This is a genomic window from Luteimonas sp. YGD11-2 (assembly GCF_004118975.1).
Taxonomy (GTDB): Bacteria; Pseudomonadota; Gammaproteobacteria; order Xanthomonadales; family Xanthomonadaceae; genus Luteimonas; species Luteimonas muca.
On record NZ_CP035376.1, the window covers coordinates 1,451,003 to 1,474,148 of the forward strand.

Below are 23,146 nucleotides of genomic sequence, written 5' to 3' on the forward strand. Positions count from 1 at the left end.
GCCCGCAACAATCCGCGCGCGGCTCAGGCCACGGACGCGGCCGGTGCCCAGTTTGGCTGGGTCCGGTCGCGGCCCGCGGCCTTGGCGAGATACAGGCAGCGGTCGGCCTCCGCGATCAGGCGGCTCAGGCTGCTGTCCGCCGACACCATCGTCATGCCGATGCTGACGGTCACGCGCAGCTCCTCCGCCCCCACCGGGATCCGCAGCCCCGCGATGCGCTGCCGCAGGGCCTCGAAGTAGCCATAGGCCCCGTCCTGCGGCAGCCCGGGAACCAGCATGCAGAATTCCTCGCCGCCGAAGCGCGCGACGAGATCCTGCGGTCGCGCATGGCCGGCCACCGCGGCGGCGATCGCACGCAATGCGTGGTCGCCGGCCTCGTGTCCCCAGGTGTCGTTGATGTGCTTGAAGTGGTCGATGTCGAGCATCGCCACGGTCGCGGTTTCGCGCCCGGCCTGCAGCCGCGCCAATGCGTGCTCGCCCTGTTCGAGGAAGTGGCGGCGGTTGGCCAGCCCGGTGAGGAAGTCGCGGGTGGCGAGGTCCTGCAGGCTGCCGATCAGTTCCAGCTGGTCGATGTTCTGCGACACCCGGCAGAAGAACTCCTCGCGCGAGAACGGCTTGCGCAGGAAGTCGTTGGCGCCGTTCTTGAGGAAATGCGCCACCAGCCCCGGGTCCTCGGTGCCGGAGACGCCGATGACGGCAAGCCGGTCACGGCTGCGCACGCTGCGCATGCGACGCGCCAGCTCGATGCCCTGCATGCCCGGCATCTCCTGGTCGACCACCGCGAGCCTGATCGTGGAATCCGCCTCCAGGGCGGCGAGCGCGGCATCGCCATCGGCGGCCTGCACCACGGTGTAGCCGTAGAGTTCCAGCAGGGCAGCGGCATAACCGCGCGCGGATGAGGAATCGTCCACCACCAGCGCCGACACCCGGCGGTTGCGGTCCAGCCGCTGCACCAGCCACAGCAGGTAGTCGAGGCTTCCCGGTGCGTTCTTCAGCACGAAATCGATGATCTGCCGGCGCAGCACCCGGCGGCGCAGGTCCTCGTCGTAGACGCCGCTGACCACCACGGTGGGCAGGCCGCGGTCGAGGAAGAAGTCCACCACCGCGTCGCGGTTGCCGTCGGCCAGCACCAGCCCGGTGAGCGCGAGGAACCAGTCGTCATGCGCCCGCAACGCATCGCGCGCCTCTGCCAGGTTGGCCGCCACCGTGACCGGAAGCTCGAGCTTCTGCTCGATGGCCCCGGCCACCATCTGCGTATAGCTGCGCGAGTTCTCCACCAGCAGGATGCGTTGCGGCAGCGCGGCCGACGGCGAACGCAGTGGAAGGACGTGCATGCCGAGGCATCCGGATCGTTGCGAGGGTCGCAGCCCTTATCGGCCCGGTGGCCGCCGACTTGAGCCTGCCCGCGGCGTATGCCGGGCGTATCCTGTGCGCCCTGATCACATCGAGGACGTGGCATGCGGCATTCGGAGCGGTTTCTGGTGGTCTATTCCGGCGTGCTGACGGTGGCACTGGCGGTCGTCCTGTTGACCGGCGCGCGCGACACCCGCACCGCAACGTTCGACGAGATCGACGTGCAGCGGATTAACCTGCGCGAGCCGGACGGGACCCTGCGGATGGTCGTGGCCGGCCGCGATCGCTTTCCCGGCGGCATCGTCAAGGGGCGCGAGTACCCGTTCGAGCGCGGCGTGGCCGGGATGATCTTCTACAACGACGAGGGCACCGAGACCGGTGGGCTGGTGTTCCGCGGCAAGGTGGGCGAGGACGGCCGGCCGGTGACCAGCGGGCACCTGAGTTTCGATCCCTACCATCGCGACCAGGCGCTGGGACTGAGCATGCAGCAGGTCCGCGGCGGCTACGAATCCGGACTGACCGTCAACGACGTCGGTGATACCCCGATCGAGGAACTCTTGCAGGCCATGGAGCGCATCCGCGCGCTGCCGGAGGCGGAGCGCGCAGCAGCGCAGCAGGCATTTGCCGACAATGCGCAACCGCTGGTGCCGCGCCTGTTCGTCGGGCGCACACGTGACGGCATCGCCGCCCTGCAGCTGCGCGATGGCAGCGGAAAGACGCGCCTGCAGTTCCGTGTCGAGGAGGACGGTGCTGCGCGCATCGACTTCCTGGATGCGGACGGCAACGTGCAGCGCACGCTGGGTGCGGATGGGAGCGAAGCGGGCGGCGGGTAACCGCGCCATGCGGGGTGTCGCCGAAGGCGCCGCGGCGCTGTGGGGGCAGGGCGTGACGCGGTTGCGTCAGCGCCCCTGCCGGCGGCGGAAGTCCGCCAGCACCCGCCTCGCTGGCAGGTGGCGCAGCCAGGCCGGGGTCATCCAGTAGAGCCTGGGCGCGATGCGGCGGAACTGCTGCCAGCGCCGTTCGTCGCGCGCGGACCATGGCAGCCCGTAGGCCTCGCGCAACGCGGGCGGCAGCAGCCCGCGGGTGGCGAAGCGCTGCAATGGCAGGGCCGTGCGCAGGTACCAGGGCGTGCGCCCGCCGCGCAGCACCGCCTGCATGTAGTCGCGCACCTCCGGCTCCACCCGCAGCGTGCCGAGACGTGCGTTCCACCAGTGCTCGAACGCATCGGCATCCGCCGGCCACTGGTCGTCGGTCACCTGCAGCGTGCGCCCGAATGCGTGCGCCTGCCGGTACAGGTGCTCGCGGGCTGGCCCGCTGAGCGGGCCGACGAACAGCTGGTACATGTCCAGCGCCCCGCGATAGAGCGTGGCGGCCACCCACAGCTGCAGGTCGCGGTCGAAGGCGTTGTAGCCGGGGCCGCGCACCGGTGCGTGCGCGCGGTCGACCATGCGCCGCACCGCACGCCGGTCCTCGTCGTCGCCGAGGCTCACCGCGTAGATATAGGTCATCGTCGCCCGCAGCCGGTCCAGCGGCCGCTCCAGGGTGGTGCTGTGACGCGCCACGCCGCGGCCCACGCCGGGGTCGGCCATCTGCCAGGCCACCGCGGCGCCGGCACCGAAATAGAGATAGGCCTCGCGGTTGATGTCAGCCAGGCCCGGGCTGACGGTCGGCGAGCCTGTCATCGGGCCGCGGCGGTGCCCTGCGGCGTGTCGATCAGGTCGGTGAGGTCGAAGCCGCGTTCGCGCGCGGTTGCGAGGTAGTCCTCGCGGGTGACGGCATCGATCGTGGGCTCACGCGCCAGCAGCCACAGGTACCTGCGGTCCGGGCTGCCGACCAGGCTGATGCAGTAGTCTGGATCCAGCCGCAGGATCCAGTAGTCGCCTTTGGTGAAGGGGATCCAGCGCAGCCCGTCGGGCAGGAAGCTCACCTTGAGCCTGCTGTTGCTGTCGTCGACGGGCGTCGCCTCGCCGATCGCTTCCTGCGGCTCGCCGTTGCCATCGATCGCGCGGTTGGCCACGCGCACCTTGCCGTCGTCCTGCAGGCTGTAGGTGGCGGTGATGTCGCGGTAATCCTCGGGCTCATGGCGCATCGGCAGCCGGGCGATCTCGTACCAGGTGCCGAGATAGCGCTGCAGGTCGACCGAGGGCACGGTCGCGGGTTCGTCGTGATGGCTCATCGAAGATGTCCTCGTTCGGGGACTCCCTGTGTAGGCAGGCACCGGTGAACCCGTCGCATACGCCGCGGGCCACCATTCAGGCGTGCGATGTGAGGGCCACGGCAACGGTCCGCGCATGTCCCCGCGTTACCTTCGCCGCATCGGGCGCAGGCCCAGGATTGAAGAGGATGTGCGATGAAGATCTGGATCCATGCGCTGGCCGCGGGCGTGATCCTGACCGGCTGCTCGGCCGAGCGCTGGGCCGAGCGCGATGCGGTGGTGGCCTGCGAGCGAATGCTGGGGCAGCTGCTGGCCGATTCCGGCTCGGCGGTGATTCCGGAGCCGCAGGCCCGGGCCGCCGAAGGCGACAACGGCTTCCTGGTGTCGTGGGATGCGGGCAGCGGCCTGCAGGTCGCAGGCGCCGAGGGCGGTGCACTGCGCGAAGCCACCGCGCGCTGCCATTTCGGCCTGCAGGGCGACGTGGAGTGGATCGAGCTGGATGGCGCGCGGATCTTCGACCCGTTGACGCGGTCGGATGCCGCGCGCGACCAGCGGCAGGGTGCCAGCGACGGGGATGACGCCCGCCCGTAACCCGCCAACACGCGGAGCCTGAACGCCTTCAGCCCCGCTCCTCGTCCGCTGCGATCGCGGGGTCGGTGCCGTCGTCGATGGCCGACAATAGGCGGATGATGGAATCCGCCGCCGCCGCTTCTCCCACCGACGCAACGCCCACGCCCAGCGACGCGCCCGCCCGCACGCTCACCGAGGGCATGAAGGACGCGGTGCGCGAGGCCTACCAGCGGCTGCAGGAGAACACGCCAGGGTTCAGCCCGCGCCGCGCCCAGCGGCAGATGATCGGCGTCGCCTCGCGCGCGCTGGCCACCAGTGGCGGCGTGGCGGCGATCCAGGCGCCCACCGGCGTCGGCAAGAGCCTCGGCTACCTCAGCGCCGGGGTGCCGATCGCATTGGCCAGCCAGCGCAAGCTGGTGATCAGTACCGGTACCGTGGCACTGCAGTCTCAGCTGGTCGATCGCGATATCCCGGCGTTCCTCAAGGCCACCGGGCTCGATGCGCGGGTGGCGCTGGCCAAGGGCCGCACCCGCTACCTGTGCCCGCGCAATGCGCTGGAGCTGCATGCCGGGCCGGGGCAGGCGTCGATGTTCGGCGACATGCCGGCGGAGGAGGGCGAACGCCTCTACGACCGCCCGCCGACGGTGCTGGAGATCGAGGCCGCCGGCCGCCTGCTCGAGGCGCTGTCCGACCGTTCGTGGGACGGCGACCTCGACGATGCGCCGACGCCGGTGTCGCCTGCGTTGCGCGGCCACATCACCACGCCCGCATCCGGCTGCGCCGGCCGCCGTTGCAGCCATGCCGCGCAGTGCCCGGTGCTGCGCGCACGCCAGACCGTGCGCGAGGCGCAGATCGTGGTCACCAACCATGCGCTGCTGCTGTCGTCGCTGACCATGGGCGAGCTCGAAAACGGCCAGCCGTTGCTGGCGCCGCCCGGCGAGATGCTGCTGGTGCTCGACGAGGCGCACCATCTGCCGGGGGTGGCCATCGACCAGGGCGCCGCCCGCATCGGCCTGGGCGAGGCCGCGCGCCAGGTCCGGCGCATGGAGGGACTGGTTGCCAGCGCCTACCGCACCCTGGACAAGGACACCATCGGCCGCATGCTGCCGGGCGACGTGGTGGAGCTGGCCGCACGCCTGGCCAATGCGCTCAAGACCTTCCGTGGCGAACTCGAACAGGCGTGGACGCCGGACCCGTCGGAGCGTGAGGCGGTCTGGCGCGCGCCGATGGGGCGGCTTCCGGATGCGTGGATGCCGACGATCGAGGCGCTCGCCGACGACACCCGCGAGCTCTACAACTGGGTGCATGCCGCCCAGCAGGCCGCCTCGAAGGGGAAACCCGACGAGCCGCTGCGCGAACGCCTGCTGCGCACGCTGGGCCCGGTGGTCGAAGCGATGGCCCAGCAGGACGCATTGTGGGCCGGCTGGCGTCGCGAGGACCACGAAGGCCAACCACCGATGGCGCGCTGGATCGCGATGGACCGCGACGGTGAACTGCACTGCCACGCATCGCCGGTATCGGCGGCGCAGGTGCTGCGCTCGCTGGTGTGGCGCGAGGTGGACGCGGTGGTGATGACCAGCGCCACGCTGGCGGCGGGTCATGACTTCCGTGCGTTCGCCGCCGAGAACGGCATCCCGTCCCACGCCGAGATGGTGTCGCTGGACTCGCCGTTCGACCTGCAGCGCCAGGCGCAACTGGTGGTTCCGCGGTTCCCCGTGCCGCCCGACGACCGCGAAGGCCACCCGCGCGAAGTCGCGCGCTGGCTCGATCGCGAGCTCGACTGGGGCCGCGGCAGCATGGTGCTGTTCACCTCGCGCTGGAAGATGGAGAAGGTGGCCGAACTGCTGCCCGCCGCGCGGCGGGCGTCGGTGCTGGTGCAGGCGCATGGCAACAAGAGCCGGCTGGTGGCCGAGCATCTGGAACGCGTGGCCGCGGGCAGGGGTTCGGTGCTCTTCGGGCTGAACTCGTTCGGCGAAGGACTCGACCTGCCGGGCGAGGCCTGCACCACGGTGGTGATCACCCAGGTGCCGTTCGCCGTGCCCACCGATCCGCAGACGGCGACGCTCGGCGAATGGCTGGAAAGCCGCGGGCACAACCCGTTCAACCTGATCGCGGTGCCGCAGGCGCTGCGCACCCTGACCCAGTTCGCCGGGCGGCTGATCCGCACCGGCGAGGACACCGGCCGCGTGGTCATCCTCGACTCGCGCCTGCTCACGCGCCAGTACGGCCAGCGCATCCTCGATGCGCTGCCGCCGTTCGAACGGGTGATCGGTTAGCGCGGCACGCGTTGGTCAGCACCCGTGGGAGGCGGGCGCGCGTGGACCGCGATGCTAGAGTCCGGTCCCCCTCATGCCACGGTGCTGCCATGTCCACGACTCCCGCGTTCTATCCCATCGGCACTCCCGGCGTGGCCTGGGGCGCGGCGGAGCGCGCGCAATGGCTGTCGCGCCAGCGCCGCCTGCGCAGCCATGCCGACGACGTGGTGCAGGCCATCGAGCGGCTGCGCGGCGACTGGGACGTGGTCGAATACGGCAGGGTGGAATACCCGCCGGACGGCTATCCGCTGCTGGCACTGCGCAGCCGCGACTGGGACGTGGAACGACCGCTGGCGCTGGTGACCGGTGGCGTGCACGGCTACGAGACCAGCGGCGTGCGCGGCGCGCTCGCCTTCGCGCGTGCGCACGGCCACGAATACGCCGGGCGCATCGACCTGCTGGTGGTGCCGTGCGTCAGCCCGTGGGCCTACGAGCGCATCCATCGCTGGAACGCCGATGCGGTCGATCCGAACCGCTCCTTCCGTGCCGGCAGCCCGGCTGCGGAATCCGCCGCGCTGATGGCGCTGGTGGCACCACTGCGCGACCGGATGCTGGTGCATGTGGACCTGCACGAGACCACCGACACCGATGAATCGGAGTTCCGCCCGGCACTTGCCGCGCGCGACGGCGCCGAGTGGGTGCCGGGCAGTATTCCGGACGGGTTCTACCTGGTCGACGACAGCGAGCGTCCGCAGCCCGGCTTCCAGGCGGCGGTGATCGAGGCAGTCGCGCGGGTCACCCATATCGCACCGGCCGACGAACGCGGCGAGATCATCGGCTCGCCGGTGGTCGCGCCCGGGGTGATCGAGTATCCCGTCCAGCGCCTGGGCCTGTGTGCCGGCATCACCGGTGCGCCCTACGTCACCACCACCGAGGTCTATCCGGACAGCGCCGATGCCACGCCCGCGCAGTGCGACGCCGCGCAGGTCGCCGCCATCCGCGCCGCACTCGACTACGCGCTGGCGCATCCGGTCGCGCGCTGAGTCGCGCGCCGCGCGGCGAAGGCGCCGCGTGAAGGCGCTGGAGTACCATGCGCGCCGGGGAACGGAAGGCGGTGCGCAACGGATGGATGCAATCGTGGCAACGGGGCTGACGGGGGCCGCGCTGGCGGCGCTGGCATGGTGGTGGTCGCGACGCCGTCGCCCGCTGCGCACGGGCGCGGATGCGCGTGTCCCGGAGGGTGATGCCCCATCGCCGACGGAAGTCGCGCAGCCCGCCGCGGACTGGGCGCACGCGCTGCTGGAGCTGTCACTCGGTGCGGTGACGGCCGAGGGCGCGGCGCCAGCGCACGACGATGCCATCGCGGCGGCCGCGCGCTCGCTGGAGCGCTTCGCGTCGGAACCCGGACGCCTGCCGCGACGACCGCAGCTGCTGCCGCAGCTGCTTGGCGCGCTCAACGACGACGCCTCGTCCGCGGCGCAGCTGGCCGCGCTCGTGGGCCGCGACCCGGCGCTCGGCGCCAATCTGCTGAAGCTCGCCAACAGCGCGCTGTACCGCGTCTACCCGGCGCCGGTGGAGAGCCTCGAACGTGCGGTCACGCTGATCGGCATGCAGGGCATGCGCCAGCTCGTGGCGCTTGCGCTGATGCAGCCGGTGATGCGTGCCGAGGGCGGGGCATTCGGTCGCCTGCCGGACCTGGTCTGGGAGCACACCCAGTACGCCACCCTCGCGGTGCGCGACCATGCGCGCAGGCCGGGCGTCGATGCCTTCGCCGCGCAGCTGCTGGTGCTGCTGCAGGGGCTGGGCGCGATCGTGGTGGTGCAGGCGCTGCGCGATGAACATGCTCGCCGCGGCCTGGCGGCGTTGCCGCTGCCGGCGGTCGCGGAGCTCCTGCAGGCATGGGCGCCGCGCATCGGCCGGCTGGTGGCCCGCAACTGGGACCTGCCGGCACGCACCTGGCAATCGCTGGAGGACTCCGGCGCCGGCAGCGAACTCGCGCGCGTGGTCGACACCGCATGCGCTGCCGGGGCGCGGGCGCTGGGTGCGATGCGCGAAGCGGACGCGCCAGGGAATGGGGCGCCGCTGGCGCTGGCGGCGTCGTAACCCGCGGTTTACGCACACGAAAGCGCCGCCCGTGGGCGGCGCTCCACATCGCGTGACGGCACGTATCAGGAATCGCGCTGCCCGCCCCCGCCGCCGGTGGACGGCGACGCGTCGGCCGGCAGTGTGCCGATCGAGTGGCGCTGGTCATCGCCGGCGCGGCCGCCCACGCGGATGCGGTTCTCGACATCCTTCACGCCGCTGCAGGCTTCGGCCAGGTCCTCGGCACGGTGCTTCATCCAGCGGTGCGACACGGTGCCGGTGAGGGTGGCGACGCCGTCGCGCACCTCGACGGAGATGTCCGAGGCGTCGACATCGTCGTCGTCGGCCAGGCGCTCGCACAGGGTTTCCATGATCCGCTCGTCCGAGCGCGTATAGCCCTTCGGGCCGCGGCCGCGGAAGCCCCCGCGCAGCGTGGGATCGTCGCTGCCGCCTCGCCAGGGCTCGCCGCCGTTGCGGTGCCCACCGATGCGTCGCGGCTCGTCCTCGCCACCCTGGTACATCGTGGAGATGTCGTCGCCGCGGCCGCGCCCGAGCGACGAGGTGTCGTACTGCTCGAGGCGCGGATGGGAGCGGTAGCGCCCTTCGCGCGACTCCTCGACCGGGGGGCCGGACATGCCGTAACCGAAGCCGCCCTGGCGGGGTCCGTTGCCGCCGTATCCACCCTGCGCATAGGCCTCGCGGTTGTAGCCGCCTTCGCCGTGGCCATAGCGCTCCGACAGTTGCCGGGTGTAGTCGCCATCGTCGCGCCCTTCGGGGCGCCCGTCCTCGCCGCGGCGACCACCCGAGTGGCGTTCGTGGTCGCGGGCACGATGCTGCTGGTCGCCGGCATCGGGACGGCCGCGGGCGGCCCAGTCGTCAGGGCGGCTGAACTGGCGGTCCTCGTTTTCCTGCCACTGCCCGCGATGGCGCTGGTCGTGTCGATCGTGGTCGCGCTTCATTGGCTGTCTCCTGTCGGCGCTGTGCGCCGTATCCGAACGGGGGAACGTGCCCGACTATCGACGCAGCGGCGTGCAGCCCGTGCATCGGTGGTGTCGAGAAATCGTTCAGCGCGACGGCCTGCGGGCATCAGGGGTGCGGATACCGGATACCGGATACGGCTGCAGTCACTCCCACTTCCGGCAGGGGCCGTGCCGGACCCGGCGGATGCAGACTCGCCGCACACCCTGCCGCGGAGCCCGCCATGCCGACGTCCCGTCGTGACCTGCTGAAGTTCACCGCACTGGCCGCAGCGGCCGGCGCATTCCCCGCGTTGGCCGCGTCGAGCGTGGCCAGGGCCGAGCGCCCGTTGCGCATCCTGATCCTCGGTGGCACCGGCTTCACCGGCCCGTTCCAGGTCGACTACGCGCTCGCCCGCGGGCACCGGGTGACCCTGTTCAACCGCGGCAAGCGGCCGACACCCGGGTGGCCGGGCGCGGTCGAACAGGTGCATGGCGACCGCAACACCGGCGATCTCGCCGCCCTCGACGGCCGGGAATGGGACGTCTGCATCGACAACCCGACCACGCTGCCGTTCTGGGTGCGCGACGCCGGCGCGGCCCTGCGCGGGCGGGTCGGGCATTACGTCTTCATCTCGACCATCTCGGTGTATGCCGATGGCAGCCGCCCCGGCATCGGCGAGGACGCCCCGCTGGCCGCCTACACCGGCGCCGACCCGCTGGCCGAGACCATGGACACCTTCCGCGCCGACATGGCCGGCCTGTACGGACCGCTCAAGGCCGCCAGCGAGGCCGAAGCGCGCAGGCAGTTCGGTGATGCGGTGACCGTGGTGCGACCCGGTTACATCGTCGGCCCGCGCGACGACACCGGCCGCTTCACCTACTGGCCCCTGCGCGTGGCGGAAGGCGGCGAGGTGCTGGTGCCCGGCGATGGGCGCGACCCGGTGCAGTTCATCGACGGCCGCGACCTCGGCGAATGGGTGATCCGGCTGGCCGAGGCGCGCACGTCCGGCACCTTCAACGCGGTCGGCCCGGCACGGCGCATGGACACCGACACCTTCCTCGCCGGCATCAGGGCGGCGACCGGTGGCGATGCCCGCTTCACCCACGTGCCGGCGGAATTCCTTGCCGCGCGCGAAGTGAGGTTCGGAGCCGACCTGCCGATCTGGTTCCCGCAGGACCACGAGTACGGCGGCTATGGCCAGGTGGACAACCGCCGCGCGATCGCGGCGGGACTCACGTTCCGGCCGCTGGCCACGACCGTCACCGACCTGCTGGAGTGGCACCGCGCGCTGCCTGCCGAGCGCCAGGCCGAACAGCGTGCCGGCCTGTCGCGCGAGCGCGAGGCCGAACTGCTGCGCGAGTGGCACGCGCGGGACGGGGCGGCCGCCACCTGAGCCCGCAGCGCCCCGGAACCCGGCCGCCGCGACAGGGCGGCGAGCCGCGCTAAGATCGGCCGATCGTGGCTGGGGGAGGATCGGATGCGCGGATCGCGATACGGACGGGGCCTGGGCTGTCTGCTGGCGGTCGCAGGCCTGGCATGGGCTCCGCTGCAGGCCTCGCCGCGACCGCAGTGGGCGTTCTCCACCGATGCGGTGTTCGATGCCTCCGCGGTGCCGGCCTATGCCCAGCGGCGCGACGACGTGTACGCGCGCATCGATGCGGACCTCGACAGCCACGTGGAGCACCTGCAGCGCTGGGTGCGCCAGCGCTCGATCAGTGCCGTCGACGACGGCATCGACGCCATGGCGCAGATGCTCGCCGACGATCTGCGCACGATCGGCTTCCAGGAGGTCGAGCTGGTGGAGACGCGCGGGCATCCCGGCGTGCTGGCCCATTACGACGCCGGCGCGGCGCGCACGCTGGTGGTCTACATGATGTACGACGTGCAGCCGGTGGAGCCCAACTGGCGCATCGATGATCCGTTTGCCGGCGAGCTGGTGGAGCACGAACTGGGCACCGTGCTGATGGCGCGCGGTGCAACCAACCAGAAGGGTCCGCAGCGCGCATTCCTCAATGCGGTGGACGCGATGCTCAGGACCCGCGGCACCCTGCCGGTGAACCTGTACGTGGTCGCCGAAGGCGAGGAGGAACTCGGTTCGCCCAACTTCGGGGCGGTGCTTGCGCCATGGCAGGAGCGCCTGCGCCGGGCGGACGGCGCGTTCTTTCCGATGAACATCCAGGCCGCGGACGGCAGCGTCGCGCTCAACCTGGGGGTCAAGGGCCTGGTGTACTTCGAGCTGGAGTCCCGTGGCGGCGGGCACGGCGGCCCGCTGCGTTCGGAGGTGCACGGGTCGCTGAAGTCGCTGGTGGATTCGCCGGCGCTGCGGCTGGTGCAGGCGATCGCCTCGCTGACCAGCACCGATGGCAACACCATCGCGATTCCCGGCTACTACGACGCGGTGCGCGGGCCGACCCCGGACGAGCAGCGGCTGGTCAATACGCTCGCCCGCGACGCCGACGATGCCGCCCAGCAGCGGCTGTACGGGGTCGCACGCTGGATCGATGGCATGACCGGGCGCGACGCCATCGTCCGCAACCTCTACGACCCGACCCTCAACCTCAACGGCATCTGGAGCGGCTATACCGGCGAGGGGGTCAAGACCGTGCTGCCGCACGTGGCGACCGCGAAGCTGGACTCCCGACTGCCGCCGGGGCTGGAGCCGGACGAGGCCTACCGGATGATCCGCGCGCATCTCGATGCCGGCGGCTTCGGCGACATCGAGCTGCGCCCGCTTGCGGGTTATCCCGCCGCCGCCACCGGCGTGGACACGCCGCTGGTGCAGGCCGCGATCGGCGTGTTCAACAGGTACGGGGCGACGCCGCGGGTCTCGCCGTGGCTGGCGGGCAGCGCGCCGTTCTACCAGTTCACGCGCACGCTCGGGCTTCCGTTCGTGTTCGGCGGGCTGGGCCACGGCTCCGGTGCGCACGCGCCCGACGAGTACATGCTGATCCATCCGGCCGCCGGGGTGCGCGCCGCCGGCCTTGCCGATATCGAGAAGTCCTACGTCGACCTGCTGCACGCCTTCGCGGACGCGCCGGCGCCGTGAGCGCGGTCGCGCCGGCGGTGCCATGGCCCGCCGGCTACCGCACCCGGCGCGTGCTGGTGCGCCCGCTGCATGGCGACGACCTGGACTTCCTGACCGCGCTGCATGCCGACCCGGGCGTGATGCGCCACGTGGGTGATGCGCTGGGGCTGGACGCGGCGGCCGCCGTTGCCCGCCGCCTGCTGCGCGCCGCGCAGCGCACACCGCCGTCGATGTACGCGTGGATGCTGCAGACACTCGATGCCGCAGTGCCGATCGGCCTGATGACGGTGGCGCCCACAGCGGACCCCGCGCGCGGCGAGCTCGGGCTGATGTTCGATCCGCGGCAGTCCGGCTGCGGATACGCGACGGAAGTCGTGGCAGCGCTGCAGCAGCAGGTCCATGCTCTGGGCGGAGTACTCGACGCCAGGCACCGCCCGGGCAACGTGGCGGTACGCCAGCTGATGCTGCGGCTGGGTTTTCTGCCCCGCGCCGGGGAGGGCGGCTACGTCGGCTGGTGCAGCCTTCCAGCGACGCGGCTGCCGGTGCTGTCGCCCGGCGTCAAAGGGTGATCTAATTCACATTCGCGAGTGTCGGGGGACACCTGGGATGGGCAGTCGGGGGCGACTTTCCTGCGTGGGGCTGGGGATGATGCTGGGGGCGCATCTGGCACCGCGTGCGCGCAGTGAGATCTCCAGTGCCGACGTGGTGTTCGTGGCCGCCGCGGACCCGATCGTCGAGCGCTGGGTGCAGGGCATGCATGCCGACGTGCGCAGCCTGCAGCCGTGCTATGGCGAGGGGCGTTCGCGGCACGCCGCGTACCGCGACATGGTGTCGATGATGATGGCCGAGGTGCGCCACGGTGCGCGCGTCTGCGGGGCGTTCTACGGCCACCCCGGCGTATTCGCCACCGTCCCGCACCGCGCGATCGCGCAGGCGCGCGCGGAAGGCTTCGACGCGTGGATGGAGCCGGCGGTGTCCGCGGAGGACTGCCTCTATGCGGATCTCGGCATCGATCCCGGCCGCGTCGGTTGCCTGCATCTGGAAGCCAGCCAGTACCTCGCCTACGTGCGGCGCATCGACCCGTCCGCCTACCTCGTGCTGTGGCAGATCGGCGTGGTCGGCGACCTCGGCGTCAGCCGCCGCAGCACCGGCGCGGTCGAACGCGCGCTCCTGGTGGGCAAGCTGCTGGCCGACGGCTATCCGCCTGACCACGAGGTGATCCTCTACGAGGCCGCGACGCTGCCGGTCGATCGTGCGCTGATGGCGCCGATCGCGCTGGATGCGCTGGTGGATGCCAGCCCGTCGATGCAGGCGACACTGGTGATCCCGCCGGCGCGGCCGATGCGGCGCGACGAGGCCATGATCGAACGCCTGCGCCAGGCCGGCCGGTGGTCGACGCGAGATGCGTTTGCCGGGGGCAGGGGTACGACTGCGGAACATCGCGAGGCGGCGCCGGCCTGAGCACCGGCGGGCGTGCGACGGGTGTGCGTCTGTTGTCGGGTATGCGGTATCAACCACACAGAGGGGAAGGCGGATGTTTGACGAGGACCTGGGCAGGCTCGAGGCGCTGGGAGAGCTGCCACGTGGCAGCGTTGTCGACGACATGGCGACGCTGGTCGCGTCCGTCGCCAGCGAGCGCGCGCGGCACGATGCGCTGATGTGCATGATCATCGCGCCGGATGAGGGCGAAACGGAGTTTCCCGAGGAGCGGACCGATGAAGGACATGACGACGGCCAACCGGAACCGGCCGAGCGCGGGGACCGCGCGCCGGAGTAGCTGGCCCACGCGCGGGCGGTGGCTGTCCGCGCTGTGCCTGTTGCTCGCGATGCCGATGGTGGCTGTGGCCGCGGGTGCGGCGGCCGCCGGTGTCGACGAGGTCGAGGCGCTGCTCGTCGAGGCGGGCAGCGTCAAGACGTCGGACGTGGCGCGTTTCCAGCAGCTGCTGGCCGAGCTCGACGCGCGTGCGCACGACGCCACGCCGCAGCAGCGGCAGCGGCTGCAGATCCTGCGCGCGTATCGGCATGCCCTGCTGGGCGAGTCCGGTGCGGCCGTGGCGTTGCTCGAGGAGGTGCTCGGGGAAAGCCGCGACGCCGATATCCGCTTCGAGGGCGGTGGTCTGCTGTCGAACATCCACGCCGCCAACCGCCGCTTCGAGGACTCGCTGCGCATCCTCGAGGAGATCCTGCCGCTGCGCGATCACATCCAGGACCTGGAGATCCGGCATCGCGGATTGCTCAATGCGGGCGTGGTCTACAACCAGGTCGGCGAGTACCGGCTCGGCCTGCAGCTGGCGCAGGCGGTGCTGGATTCCCGGCCCGAGCCGCGCAACACCTGCGCCGCGGAGAACCTGGTGGCGGAAGCCGCGCTGGGGCTGGAGGAGGATCTCGACGAGGCGCGGCTGCGCGCCAACATCGCCCACTGCGATTCGATCAACGAACGTGTGTTCGCCGCGTTCGCGCGCGCCCACCTTGCGCGCTGGCTTGCGGCGAGCGATCGCGTGGACCAGGCGATCAGGCTGCTGGAAAGCTACCTGCCGACCGTCGAGGACATCCGCTATCCGTTCCTGCAGGGCGTCTACCACGCGCTGCTTGCGGAGTACCGCCTGCGCGACGGCGCGCGGGCGCAGGCGGAGGCCCACGCCGCGGTCGCCGTGCAGCGCACGCGCGGGATCGGCAATATCGAGCCGCTGGTATCGGCATACGGTACGCTCTATCGCATTGCCAGCGAGCGCGGCGACGCCGAGGCCACGCTGGAGGCCTACAAGGCGTTCGTGGACGCCGAGCGCCGCCACCTCAACGACATCAAGTCGCGCGAGATGGCCTACCAGATCGTGCGTCACCAGTCGCAGCAGCAGGCGCAGCAGATCGAACTGCTCAACCAGAAGAACGCGCTGCTGCAACTCGACCAGAGCACCACGAAACAGCGCGCGCGGCTGTGGCTGGTCGTGGCGGGCCTGCTGTCGTTCCTGCTGGCCACCACCGCGTACTGGGCGTTCAAGACCAAGCGCCTGCAGATGCGCCTGCGACGGCTGGCCGAGCTCGATGCGCTGACCGGCGTCAGCAATCGCCACCATTTCACCGAAAAGGCCGGCAAGTTGCTGGCGGCATGCCGGCAGGACCACCGGGTGGTCGCCCTGCTGACCTTCGACCTGGACCACTTCAAGCAGGTCAACGACCGCTTCGGCCACGAGGCCGGCGACTGGGTGCTGCAGCAGGTGGCGAAGGCGTGCGCGGAGCTGTGCGGGCCCGGCGACTGCATCGGCCGGCTGGGCGGCGAGGAATTCGCGATGCTGCTGCCCGGCTGCGACGCCGCCACCGGGCGGCGGGTGGCCGAGGATGCGCTGGCACAGCTGGCCGCGGTCGATACCGGCCAGCGCGGTTATGACCTGTGCATCGCCGCGAGTTTCGGCATCACCGACACCACACTGTCGGGGTATGACCTGACCCGGCTGATGTCGCATGCCGATCGCGCGATGTATGCCGCCAAGCGCGCCGGCCGCGCGCGCGTGGCGGTGTTCGACGAGGACAATGTGCGTGCGCTGACGCCGCGATCCGGCACCGGCGACGGGCCCGTGGACCTGCGCCTGTCCGGCGGCGAGCGGCGCGTGCTGCCGGTGTAGCGGACAGGTCTCAGAACGTGATGTGCACCGATGGCGCGCTGCGGTGCGCGTCGCCATGGTGGACGGCTTCGATGTTGTTGCCGTCCGGGTCGAGCACGAACGCCGCGTAATAGCCCGGGTGGTAGGGGCGCTCGCCCGGCGCGCCGTTGTCGCGCCCGCCCGCGGCGAGCGCGACTCGATGGAACGTGTCGACGGCGGCGCGGTCGCGGGCCTGGAAGGCGATGTGCTGTCGGCCGGTCAGTTGTCCCTGCGCCGCCCCGCTGACGGCCGTGCAGACGAACAGCTCGTCGGCCCAGAACCAGCCTTCGCCGGAGCCGCCGACCCGTACGCCCAGCGCATCCAGCACCGCCGTATAGAAGCGCCGGCTGGCGTCGAGATCGCGCACCACCAGCTGCGTGGTCGATGAGCCGTCCGCGGTGCAGTTCGCTGGTTTCCATGCGTCGCCTTCCTGTGGCGACATCCTACCCCGGGCCGTGGCCGGGGCGACCGGGACTTTTGGCCCACGGCGCACCCCCGGCCTGCGGGTACTCTGGGTGGCTGGGGCAATCCGTGCGCCCCGCTTACACGACCGGAGAACCCGATGAAGAAGTCCCTGCTGTCCCTTGCCACCGCGCTGGCACTCGCCGGTGTCGCGCCGCTGGCCGCGGCCCATGACAACCATGCCTGCATCGACGCGTCCTGCGACATGGTGGCCCTCTTCCAGGCCACCCCCGAAGGGCAGGATGGTGGCAGCGAGGTGATCGAGGCCCGGCGCTTCGGCAGCTGGGGCATCGACACCGCCGGCATGAACACCGGGGTCAAACCGGGCGAGGACTTCTTCGCCTACGTCAGCGGCAACTGGGCCGAGAACACCGAGATCCCGGCCGACCAGTCGATGTACGGCTCGTTTCTGATCCTGCGTGACCTGTCCGAAGCGCGCGTGCACCGCATGCTGGACGGCTACCAGCTCGGCAACCCGGCCGGCACCGACAACGCTGCCAAGCTGGCCGCGCTGTACCAGGGCTTCATGGACGAGGCGGCGGTCGAGGCGCTGGGCGCCAAGCCGCTGCAGCCCAAGCTCGACGCCATCCGCGCCGTCGACGGCAAGGACGGCATGGCGCGCCTGATGGGCGAGCGCAACGCGACCTTCGGTGGCAGCTTCTTCGGCCACTATGTCGGTGACGACCAGCGCAACCCCGATGTCTACACCCTCTACCTGAGCCAGTCGGGTCTCGGCCTGGGCGACCGCCAGATGTACCTGGACGAGAAGTTCGCGCCGCAGCGCGAGCGCTACGTCGCCTACATCGCCGAGCTGCTGCAGCTTGCCGGCTGGGACGACCCGCAGGGCAATGCGCAGAAGATCATGGCGCTGGAAACGCAGATCGCAGAGGCCCACTGGACCCGCGCCGAGAGCCGCGACCGCGACAAGACCTACAACCCGGTGAAGTTCGCCGAACTCGATACCGTCGCGCCCGGCTTCCCGTGGCAGACCTACCTCGCCGCCGCTGAGGTCGATTACGCCGATGCCGGCGTGATCCGCCAGGACACCGCGTTCCCGAAGATCGCGAAGATCTTCGCCGATGCCGACCTCGACACCCTCAAGGCCTGGCAGGCATTCCACACCACCGACAACGCCGCGCCGCTGCTGTCGAGCGACTTCGCTGACGCGCACTTCGAGTTCCGTTCGAAGTTCCTGTCCGGCCAGCCAGAGCAGCGTGCACGCTGGAAGCGCGCCGTTGCCTACACCTCGTCGGCGATGGGCGAGGCGATCGGCGAGGACTACGTGAAGCTCTATTTCCCGCCGGATGCCAAGGCGAAGATGGACGAGCTGGTCGCCAACGTGAAGGTGGCGATGGGTGCGCGCCTCGACCAGCTGGACTGGATGAGCCCGGCGACCAAGGCCGAGGCACGGTCGAAGCTCGCAGGCTTCGGCCTGAAGATCGGCCACCCGGACGAGTGGCGTGACTACAGCGGCCTGCAGCTCGCCAATGGCGACGTGTTCGGCAATGCCGAGCGCGCGATGGCGTTCGAATGGGATTACCGCAAGGGCCGCATCGGCAAGCCGGTGGACAAGGGCGAGTGGGGCATGACCCCGCAGACGGTCAACGCCTACTACAACTCGGTCAAGAACGAGATCGTGTTCCCGGCCGCCATCCTGCAGCCGCCGTTCTTCGATCCGGATGCCGACCCGGCGGTCAACTACGGCGCCATCGGCGGCGTGATCGGCCACGAGATCATCCACGGCTTCGACGACCAGGGCCGCAAGTCCGATGGCGCCGGCCTGCTGCGTGACTGGTGGACGGCCGACGACGCGGCGAAGTTCGAGGCGCAGGCGGCCAAGCTCGGCGCGCAGTACGAGGCGTTCGAGTTCCCGCAGCTGCCCGGCATGCACATCAACGGCCGCGTGGCGATGGGCGAGAACATCGGTGACCTCGGTGGCCTGACCATCGCGCTGGAAGCCTACCGCCGCTCGCTCGACGGCAAGCCGGCGCCGGTGATCGACGGTTTCACCGGCGAGCAGCGCCTGTTCATGGGCTGGGCGCAGGTGTGGCGCACGCTGTGGCGCGATGACGCTCTGCGCCAGCAGCTGGTCAACGGCACGCATTCGCCGGGCCACATCCGGGCGTTCGCGCCGCTGCGCAACATCGATGCGTGGTACGAGGCCTTCAACGTGACCGAGAGCGACCCGCTCTACATCGCGCCGGAAGATCGCGTGCGGATCTGGTGATCCTCCGCGCGATGCACTGAAAGAAGGGCCGGGATCATCCCGGCCCTTCTTTTTGGTCCATCTCCCGACTCCGGGGATGCCGCGGCTGAAGTGCCTCCGTGCGCGCGTGGCTCCACTGGGCGCCGCTGGCCACGTGCACACGGGGGTGGGTCTCCGTTCTTCCCCATGCTGCGGCTTTGGCGCATGCCGGGGTGCCGGGCGTTGCCGAGGTGCTTCGTTGGGCTTCGCGCCGCCCGTCGCGCGCACCGGGGGGTGTGCTCCCCCGGCCGGAGTCCGCGTCCAGCTACCACGGCCGGCCGCCGGCCATCCATGGCCGGCTGGGAGCACACCCCCCGGTGCACGCGACGGGCCCGGGCATCCGCCGGCTCCGGTGCGGGCATCAACAGCGGTTGGGCGGGCGTCGCCTGCAACCGGGACACGCGGGCGTTCGCAGTCCCGGCGTGGAGGTCAGCAGCGGCAGCGGGAAGTCGTCGACTGCCACGACGGCCTACGTTCTTCGCCGTTGACCTCGGGACGCGACGACGGTTCGGTGCCCGCCGTGGACGCAGGGGGATGTCCAGAGCCGGCCATGGATGGCCGGCGGCCGGATGTGGGAGCAGGACGCGGAGATATCCGGCTGGGCATCCCCCTGTGGCCGCGGCGGGCTGCCGCGCCACAGCCAGCCGTGCCCTGGCTGTGGCTTGGCCGTGAGCTTCAGGACCCACGGCTTCGCGCTCGAATGGAAATCCCTCAATGGGGAGAACAACCTTCTTCTTGCTTACGGAGTGCGCTTGCACGCGATGGTTCCCGCCGTGCGGCGTCGCGCGTCAGCGCGCCCAACGGGAGTCAGCCGGGTGTGTAGTAGGTCGGTGCGCCCGGCCCCACCGGCAGCCCCAGTCCGAACACCCACAGGAAGAAGACCAGCGTCCAGCCGACGAAGAAGACCACGGAGTAGGGCAGCATCATCGCGATCATGGTGCCCACGCCGACGTCGCGCTTGTAGCGGGCGGCGAAGGCGAGGATCAGGCCGAAGTAGCTCATCATCGGGGTGATCAGGTTGGTCACCGAATCGCCGATGCGATAGGCCGCCTGGATGACCTCGGGGCTGTAGCCGACCAGCATCAGCATCGGCACGAAGATCGGCGCGGTGACCGCCCATTGCGCCGAGGCCGAGCCCAGCGACAGGTTGATCAGCCCGCACAGGGCGATGAAGGCCAGGAACACCAGGGGCCCGGTCAGCCCGATCGACTGCAGCAGGTTCGAGCCCAGCACCGCCATCACCTGGCCGAGCTGGGTCCAGTTGAAGAACGCGACGAACTGCGCGGCGAAGAACACCAGCACGATGTACAGGCTGAGCGTGCCCATCGATTTCGCCATCGCGTCGATGACGTCGCGATCGTTGCGGATCGATCCGGTCAACGCGCCGTAGACGATGCCCGCCACCGCGAAGAACAGCGCCACGAGCACGACGATGCCGGTGAGGAAGGGCCGCAGGCTGCCCAGCGTGTCCTCGACGCCGGGCAGGCGCAGGGCGCCGCTCGTGGGCACGGTGAGCAGCGCGATGCCGCCCGCCACCAGCAGCGCGGCGACGCCGGCCCATGCCAGTGCGCGGCGCTCGCGCCCCGACATGGGCTCCATGCTGACCGGCTCCGCATCCGGGTCGAGCTGGGCAGGATCGTAGGCGCCGAGCTTGGGCTCGACGATGTAGGTGGTGACGAACCAGCCCAGCCCGGTGACCACGAACGTGCTCACGATCATGAAGTACCAGTTGACCGCGGCGTGCACCTCGTAGGTCGGGTCGATCAGGCGCGCGGCTTCCTGGGTGATGCCGGCCAGCAGCGGGTCGACGGTGCCGATCAGCAGGTTGGCGCTGTAGCCGCCGGAGACGCCGGCGAACGCGGCCGCCAGCCCGGCCAGCGGATGTCGCCCGAGTGCATGGAAGATCGCCGCGGCCAGCGGGATCACCACCACGTAGCCCATTTCCGATGCGGTATTCGACAGCACCGCGGCGAACACGACGACCACCGTCACCAGGTTCTTCGGTGCGCCGAGCACCAGGGTCTTGATCGCGGCGGTCAGCAGGCCCGACCGTTCGGCGATGCCCACGCCGAGCATCGCCACGAGCACGGTGCCCAGCGGTACGAACGCGGTGAAGTTGGTCACCAGTCCGGTGACGATCCGCCGCAGCCCTTCCGCATCGAGCAGGCTGATCACGCGGATGATCCCGTCGTCGGCGCGACCTGCCGATCCCGGCGGGCGCGGATCCGGCACCGAGACCCCGTAGGCAGCCAGTACCCCCGACAGCAGCACGATCAGCACGGCAAGCATCGCGAACAGCGTCACCGGGTGCGGCAGCAGGTTGCCGAGGAACTCGACGGTGTTGAGCAGGCGCGTGATCGCGCCGCGCGGTCCGGGTGCAGGCGCCGCGGCCTTGCCTTGGGTCATCGTGTGGTCCGGTGGGAGTGCCGGGCCAGTCTAGCGCGGGCGTCGGGCCCGGTTGCCCGGTGGCCGGCACCGTAACGGCCACGAAGGACATGCCCCCCGTGGCCGTCGCGGCGTCGTGTTACGTGGTTCTCAGCGTGCCGCGGCCTTCGCGATGTAGTCGTCCACCTCGCGCTCCAGCAGTTCCAGCGGCACCACGCCGGTCAGCAGCACGCGGTTGTGGAACTCGCGCGGGTCGAAGCGCTCGCCCAGGGCGTCGCGGGCCTTGTCGCGCAGGCGCACGATCTCGAGCTGGCCGATCATGTACGAGGTCGCCTGGCCCGGCATCACCACGTAGCGGTCGACCTCCGACGGCGGGATGCCGTAGTCGATCGCCTGCTGGCGGGTCCAGCGCATTGCGTGCAGGCCGGTGTCGGCGACCAGGCGCCGGGCGCGGAACAGCGCGGCATCGAGCTGACCGAGCCGGCCTTCCGGATCGTTCTCGTACCAGCCTTCCTCGGCGGCCAGGCGCTCGGCGTACAGCGCCCAGCCTTCGCTGAAGGCGGAGATGCCGCCCAGCGCACGGGTCTGCCGGAACTTCGGCAGGTCGCGGTTCTCGACCGACAGCGCCACCTGGAAGTGATGGCCCGGCACCGCCTCGTGGTAGACCAGCGTGCGCAGGCCGAAGCGGGTCAGCCGGTCGGGGCGCAGCGGCATCTGGTACACGCCGGGTCGCGAGCCGTCCAGCGGCGGGGCGGTGTAGCTTGCCGCGGCGCTTGCCCAGCGGTACTCCGGATAGGGCTGGGCGATCACCGCGGTCTTCGGGCGGATGTCGAACAGCGCATCGGCACGGCGTTCGGCGTCGCGCATCATGGTTTCGATGTCGTCCATGATCGCCTTGCGGCCGGCGTCGTCGTTGCTGTAGGCGAGGTCCTTGCGCAGTGCGTCGATACGCTCGCGCACGCTGCCGTCGGTGCGGCCGATCGAACGCAGGATGGTGTCCATCTCGCCTTCGATGCGTGCCACCTCGCGCCTGCCGATCTCGTGGATCTCCTCGGCACTGAGCGAGGTGGAGGTGAACCGGCGCAGATGATGCGCGTACGCCTCGGCGCCACCGTCGAAACGCCACAGCCCGGCATCGTCGGTGGCGGCGGGCAGCTGCGCTTCCAGAACCGCGATGGCGCGCTGCCATGCCGGATACACGCTGTCGCGCACGACTGCTGTGGCGTCGGCCACGTGCGCCTGGCGGGTGCCGGCGTCGATCGCCTCCGCCGATGCCAGGCGGTCGTCGAACGTGGTCACCAGCGGGTTGGCCCCCGGTGCGGGGCTGATGAACTGGCGCATCTGCGCGATGGTCGCTTCGAGGATGAAGCGCGGTGGCAGGATGTCGCGCGCGGCGAGCTCGCGCGAGCGCTCGGTCGCTTCGTCCATCCGTGCCTCGAACTGGCGCAGCCGGGACAGGTAGTTCGCCGCATCCTGGGCGTTGCGCACCGGGTGCACGACGGTCATCAGGTTGGGCAGGCCGACATTGGCGCCGCTGAACTGCTGCAACGGGAAATCGAAATCGGCGTGCTGTTCGCCGTCAACGATGCTCTGCAGCTGCCAGGCCATCAGTTCGGCGGACACGCGTTCGGTCGGATCCATCTTCGCGCGGTCGAAACGCGCAAGTCCGGCCAGGCCCTGCCGTGCCAGTGCCACCGTTTCGCGGCGGAACTCCCGTGTCTGCGGGGTGAGCTGGCGGTCCATCTCCGCCTGCACGGCGGGATCGTCGAAATAGCCGCTGGCGGTGGCCGACGACGGCTGGCGACGCATCCATGTGTCGGTAAAGGACTCGAAGAACGCGGCGACGCCGCGCTCGTCCTGCGTGGTCGCCGCTACGGGTGACGTACCCGCCGGGGTGACCGGCGTGGAGCAGGCGGCGAGCATGAGCGCGGTGGCGAGCGCGATCCCCAGCGGGGCGGGACGGAACCTGATGGGCACGGCAACTCCTGGAAGACAGTGGTCGCACGATTCTAGCCA

The 23,146-nt window shown here is 70.7% G+C and carries 18 protein-coding genes and 1 pseudogene; 12 read left to right on the plus strand and 7 right to left on the minus strand.

What is annotated here, in order from left to right; all coding sequences use genetic code 11:
* Window positions 1-23: 23 nt before the first annotated feature.
* Entirely contained in the window at window positions 24-1,334 is a 1,311-nt protein-coding gene (locus ERL55_RS06575; RefSeq protein ID WP_129135724.1) for a diguanylate cyclase, read from the minus strand.
* A gap of 123 nt (window positions 1,335-1,457) precedes the next feature.
* Between ERL55_RS06575 and ERL55_RS06580 the strand changes: the two genes are divergently transcribed.
* Window positions 1,458-2,186 carry a hypothetical protein gene (locus ERL55_RS06580; RefSeq protein ID WP_129135725.1) on the plus strand — a complete coding sequence of 243 codons (729 nt, stop codon included), beginning with the start codon at window positions 1,458-1,460 and terminating at the stop codon, window positions 2,184-2,186.
* 66 nt (window positions 2,187-2,252) lie between these two features.
* Here the strand turns inward: ERL55_RS06580 and ERL55_RS06585 are convergent, their stop codons facing one another.
* Both ERL55_RS06585 and ERL55_RS06590 read right to left on the minus strand, forming a co-directional pair.
* Window positions 2,253-3,035, minus strand: coding sequence for an oxygenase MpaB family protein (locus ERL55_RS06585; protein ID WP_129135726.1), 783 nt, complete (start codon window positions 3,033-3,035; stop codon window positions 2,253-2,255).
* Window positions 3,032-3,529, minus strand: coding sequence for a lipocalin family protein (locus ERL55_RS06590; RefSeq protein WP_129135727.1), 498 nt, complete (start codon window positions 3,527-3,529; stop codon window positions 3,032-3,034). The genes ERL55_RS06585 and ERL55_RS06590 overlap by 4 nt, the downstream gene beginning before the upstream one ends.
* 174 nt (window positions 3,530-3,703) lie before the next feature.
* Here ERL55_RS06590 and ERL55_RS06595 point away from each other — a divergent pair, with 174 nt between their 5' ends.
* From ERL55_RS06595 to ERL55_RS06610, 4 genes are all read left to right on the plus strand, one after another.
* On the plus strand, window positions 3,704-4,099 hold the full coding sequence (locus tag ERL55_RS06595; RefSeq protein ID WP_129135728.1) for a hypothetical protein: 396 nt from the start codon (window positions 3,704-3,706) through the stop codon (window positions 4,097-4,099).
* A gap of 95 nt (window positions 4,100-4,194) precedes the next feature.
* Entirely contained in the window at window positions 4,195-6,354 is a 2,160-nt protein-coding gene (gene dinG / locus ERL55_RS06600) for an ATP-dependent DNA helicase DinG (protein WP_129135729.1), read from the plus strand.
* A gap of 89 nt (window positions 6,355-6,443) precedes the next feature.
* Window positions 6,444-7,376, plus strand: coding sequence for a M14 family metallocarboxypeptidase (locus ERL55_RS06605; RefSeq protein ID WP_129135730.1), 933 nt, complete (start codon window positions 6,444-6,446; stop codon window positions 7,374-7,376).
* A gap of 82 nt (window positions 7,377-7,458) precedes the next feature.
* Window positions 7,459-8,436 carry an HDOD domain-containing protein gene (locus tag ERL55_RS06610; protein WP_129135731.1) on the plus strand — a complete coding sequence of 326 codons (978 nt, stop codon included), beginning with the start codon at window positions 7,459-7,461 and terminating at the stop codon, window positions 8,434-8,436.
* Window positions 8,437-8,501: 65 nt separating this feature from the next.
* Here ERL55_RS06610 and ERL55_RS15050 read toward each other — a convergent pair whose 3' ends face one another.
* Window positions 8,502-9,374 (minus strand): BON domain-containing protein, encoded by an 873-nt coding sequence (locus ERL55_RS15050; protein WP_206733383.1) that lies wholly within the window; start codon window positions 9,372-9,374, stop codon window positions 8,502-8,504.
* A gap of 242 nt (window positions 9,375-9,616) precedes the next feature.
* On the opposite strand from ERL55_RS15050, the gene ERL55_RS06620 reads away from it, so the two are divergent.
* The 6 genes from ERL55_RS06620 to ERL55_RS06645 all read left to right on the plus strand — a co-directional run bounded on the left by ERL55_RS06620 (window position 9,617) and on the right by ERL55_RS06645 (window position 16,020).
* On the plus strand, window positions 9,617-10,768 hold the full coding sequence (locus tag ERL55_RS06620; RefSeq protein WP_129135732.1) for an NAD-dependent epimerase/dehydratase family protein: 1,152 nt from the start codon (window positions 9,617-9,619) through the stop codon (window positions 10,766-10,768).
* A gap of 84 nt (window positions 10,769-10,852) precedes the next feature.
* Window positions 10,853-12,421, plus strand: coding sequence for a M20/M25/M40 family metallo-hydrolase (locus ERL55_RS06625; RefSeq protein ID WP_129135733.1), 1,569 nt, complete (start codon window positions 10,853-10,855; stop codon window positions 12,419-12,421).
* Complete coding sequence (locus tag ERL55_RS06630; protein WP_129135734.1) at window positions 12,418-12,969, plus strand: GNAT family N-acetyltransferase; 552 nt, start codon at window positions 12,418-12,420, stop codon at window positions 12,967-12,969. Before ERL55_RS06625 ends, ERL55_RS06630 begins: the two co-directional genes overlap by 4 nt.
* Window positions 12,970-13,006: 37 nt before the next feature.
* Window positions 13,007-13,861 carry an SAM-dependent methyltransferase gene (locus ERL55_RS06635; RefSeq protein ID WP_129135735.1) on the plus strand — a complete coding sequence of 285 codons (855 nt, stop codon included), beginning with the start codon at window positions 13,007-13,009 and terminating at the stop codon, window positions 13,859-13,861.
* A gap of 73 nt (window positions 13,862-13,934) precedes the next feature.
* Window positions 13,935-14,177 (plus strand): hypothetical protein, encoded by a 243-nt coding sequence (locus ERL55_RS06640; protein WP_129135736.1) that lies wholly within the window; start codon window positions 13,935-13,937, stop codon window positions 14,175-14,177.
* Between the two features lie 49 nt (window positions 14,178-14,226).
* A complete protein-coding gene (locus tag ERL55_RS06645) occupies window positions 14,227-16,020 on the plus strand; it encodes a GGDEF domain-containing protein (protein ID WP_164972132.1) in 1,794 nt (597 codons plus the stop codon).
* 10 nt (window positions 16,021-16,030) lie between these two features.
* Here ERL55_RS06645 and ERL55_RS06650 read toward each other — a convergent pair.
* Window positions 16,031-16,457 (minus strand): annotated as a pseudogene (locus ERL55_RS06650) (VOC family protein).
* Window positions 16,458-16,600: 143 nt separating this feature from the next.
* Here ERL55_RS06650 and ERL55_RS06655 point away from each other — a divergent pair.
* A complete protein-coding gene (locus ERL55_RS06655; RefSeq protein WP_129135738.1) occupies window positions 16,601-18,727 on the plus strand; it encodes a M13-type metalloendopeptidase in 2,127 nt (708 codons plus the stop codon).
* An 825-nt stretch (window positions 18,728-19,552) separates the two neighbouring features.
* On the opposite strand, the gene ERL55_RS06660 is transcribed toward ERL55_RS06655, so the two are convergent.
* Both ERL55_RS06660 and ERL55_RS06665 read right to left on the minus strand, forming a co-directional pair.
* Entirely contained in the window at window positions 19,553-21,151 is a 1,599-nt protein-coding gene (locus tag ERL55_RS06660) for an AbgT family transporter (protein ID WP_129135739.1), read from the minus strand.
* A 129-nt stretch (window positions 21,152-21,280) separates the two neighbouring features.
* Window positions 21,281-23,107 (minus strand): DUF885 domain-containing protein, encoded by a 1,827-nt coding sequence (locus ERL55_RS06665; RefSeq protein ID WP_206733384.1) that lies wholly within the window; start codon window positions 23,105-23,107, stop codon window positions 21,281-21,283.
* Window positions 23,108-23,146 lie beyond the last annotated feature (39 nt).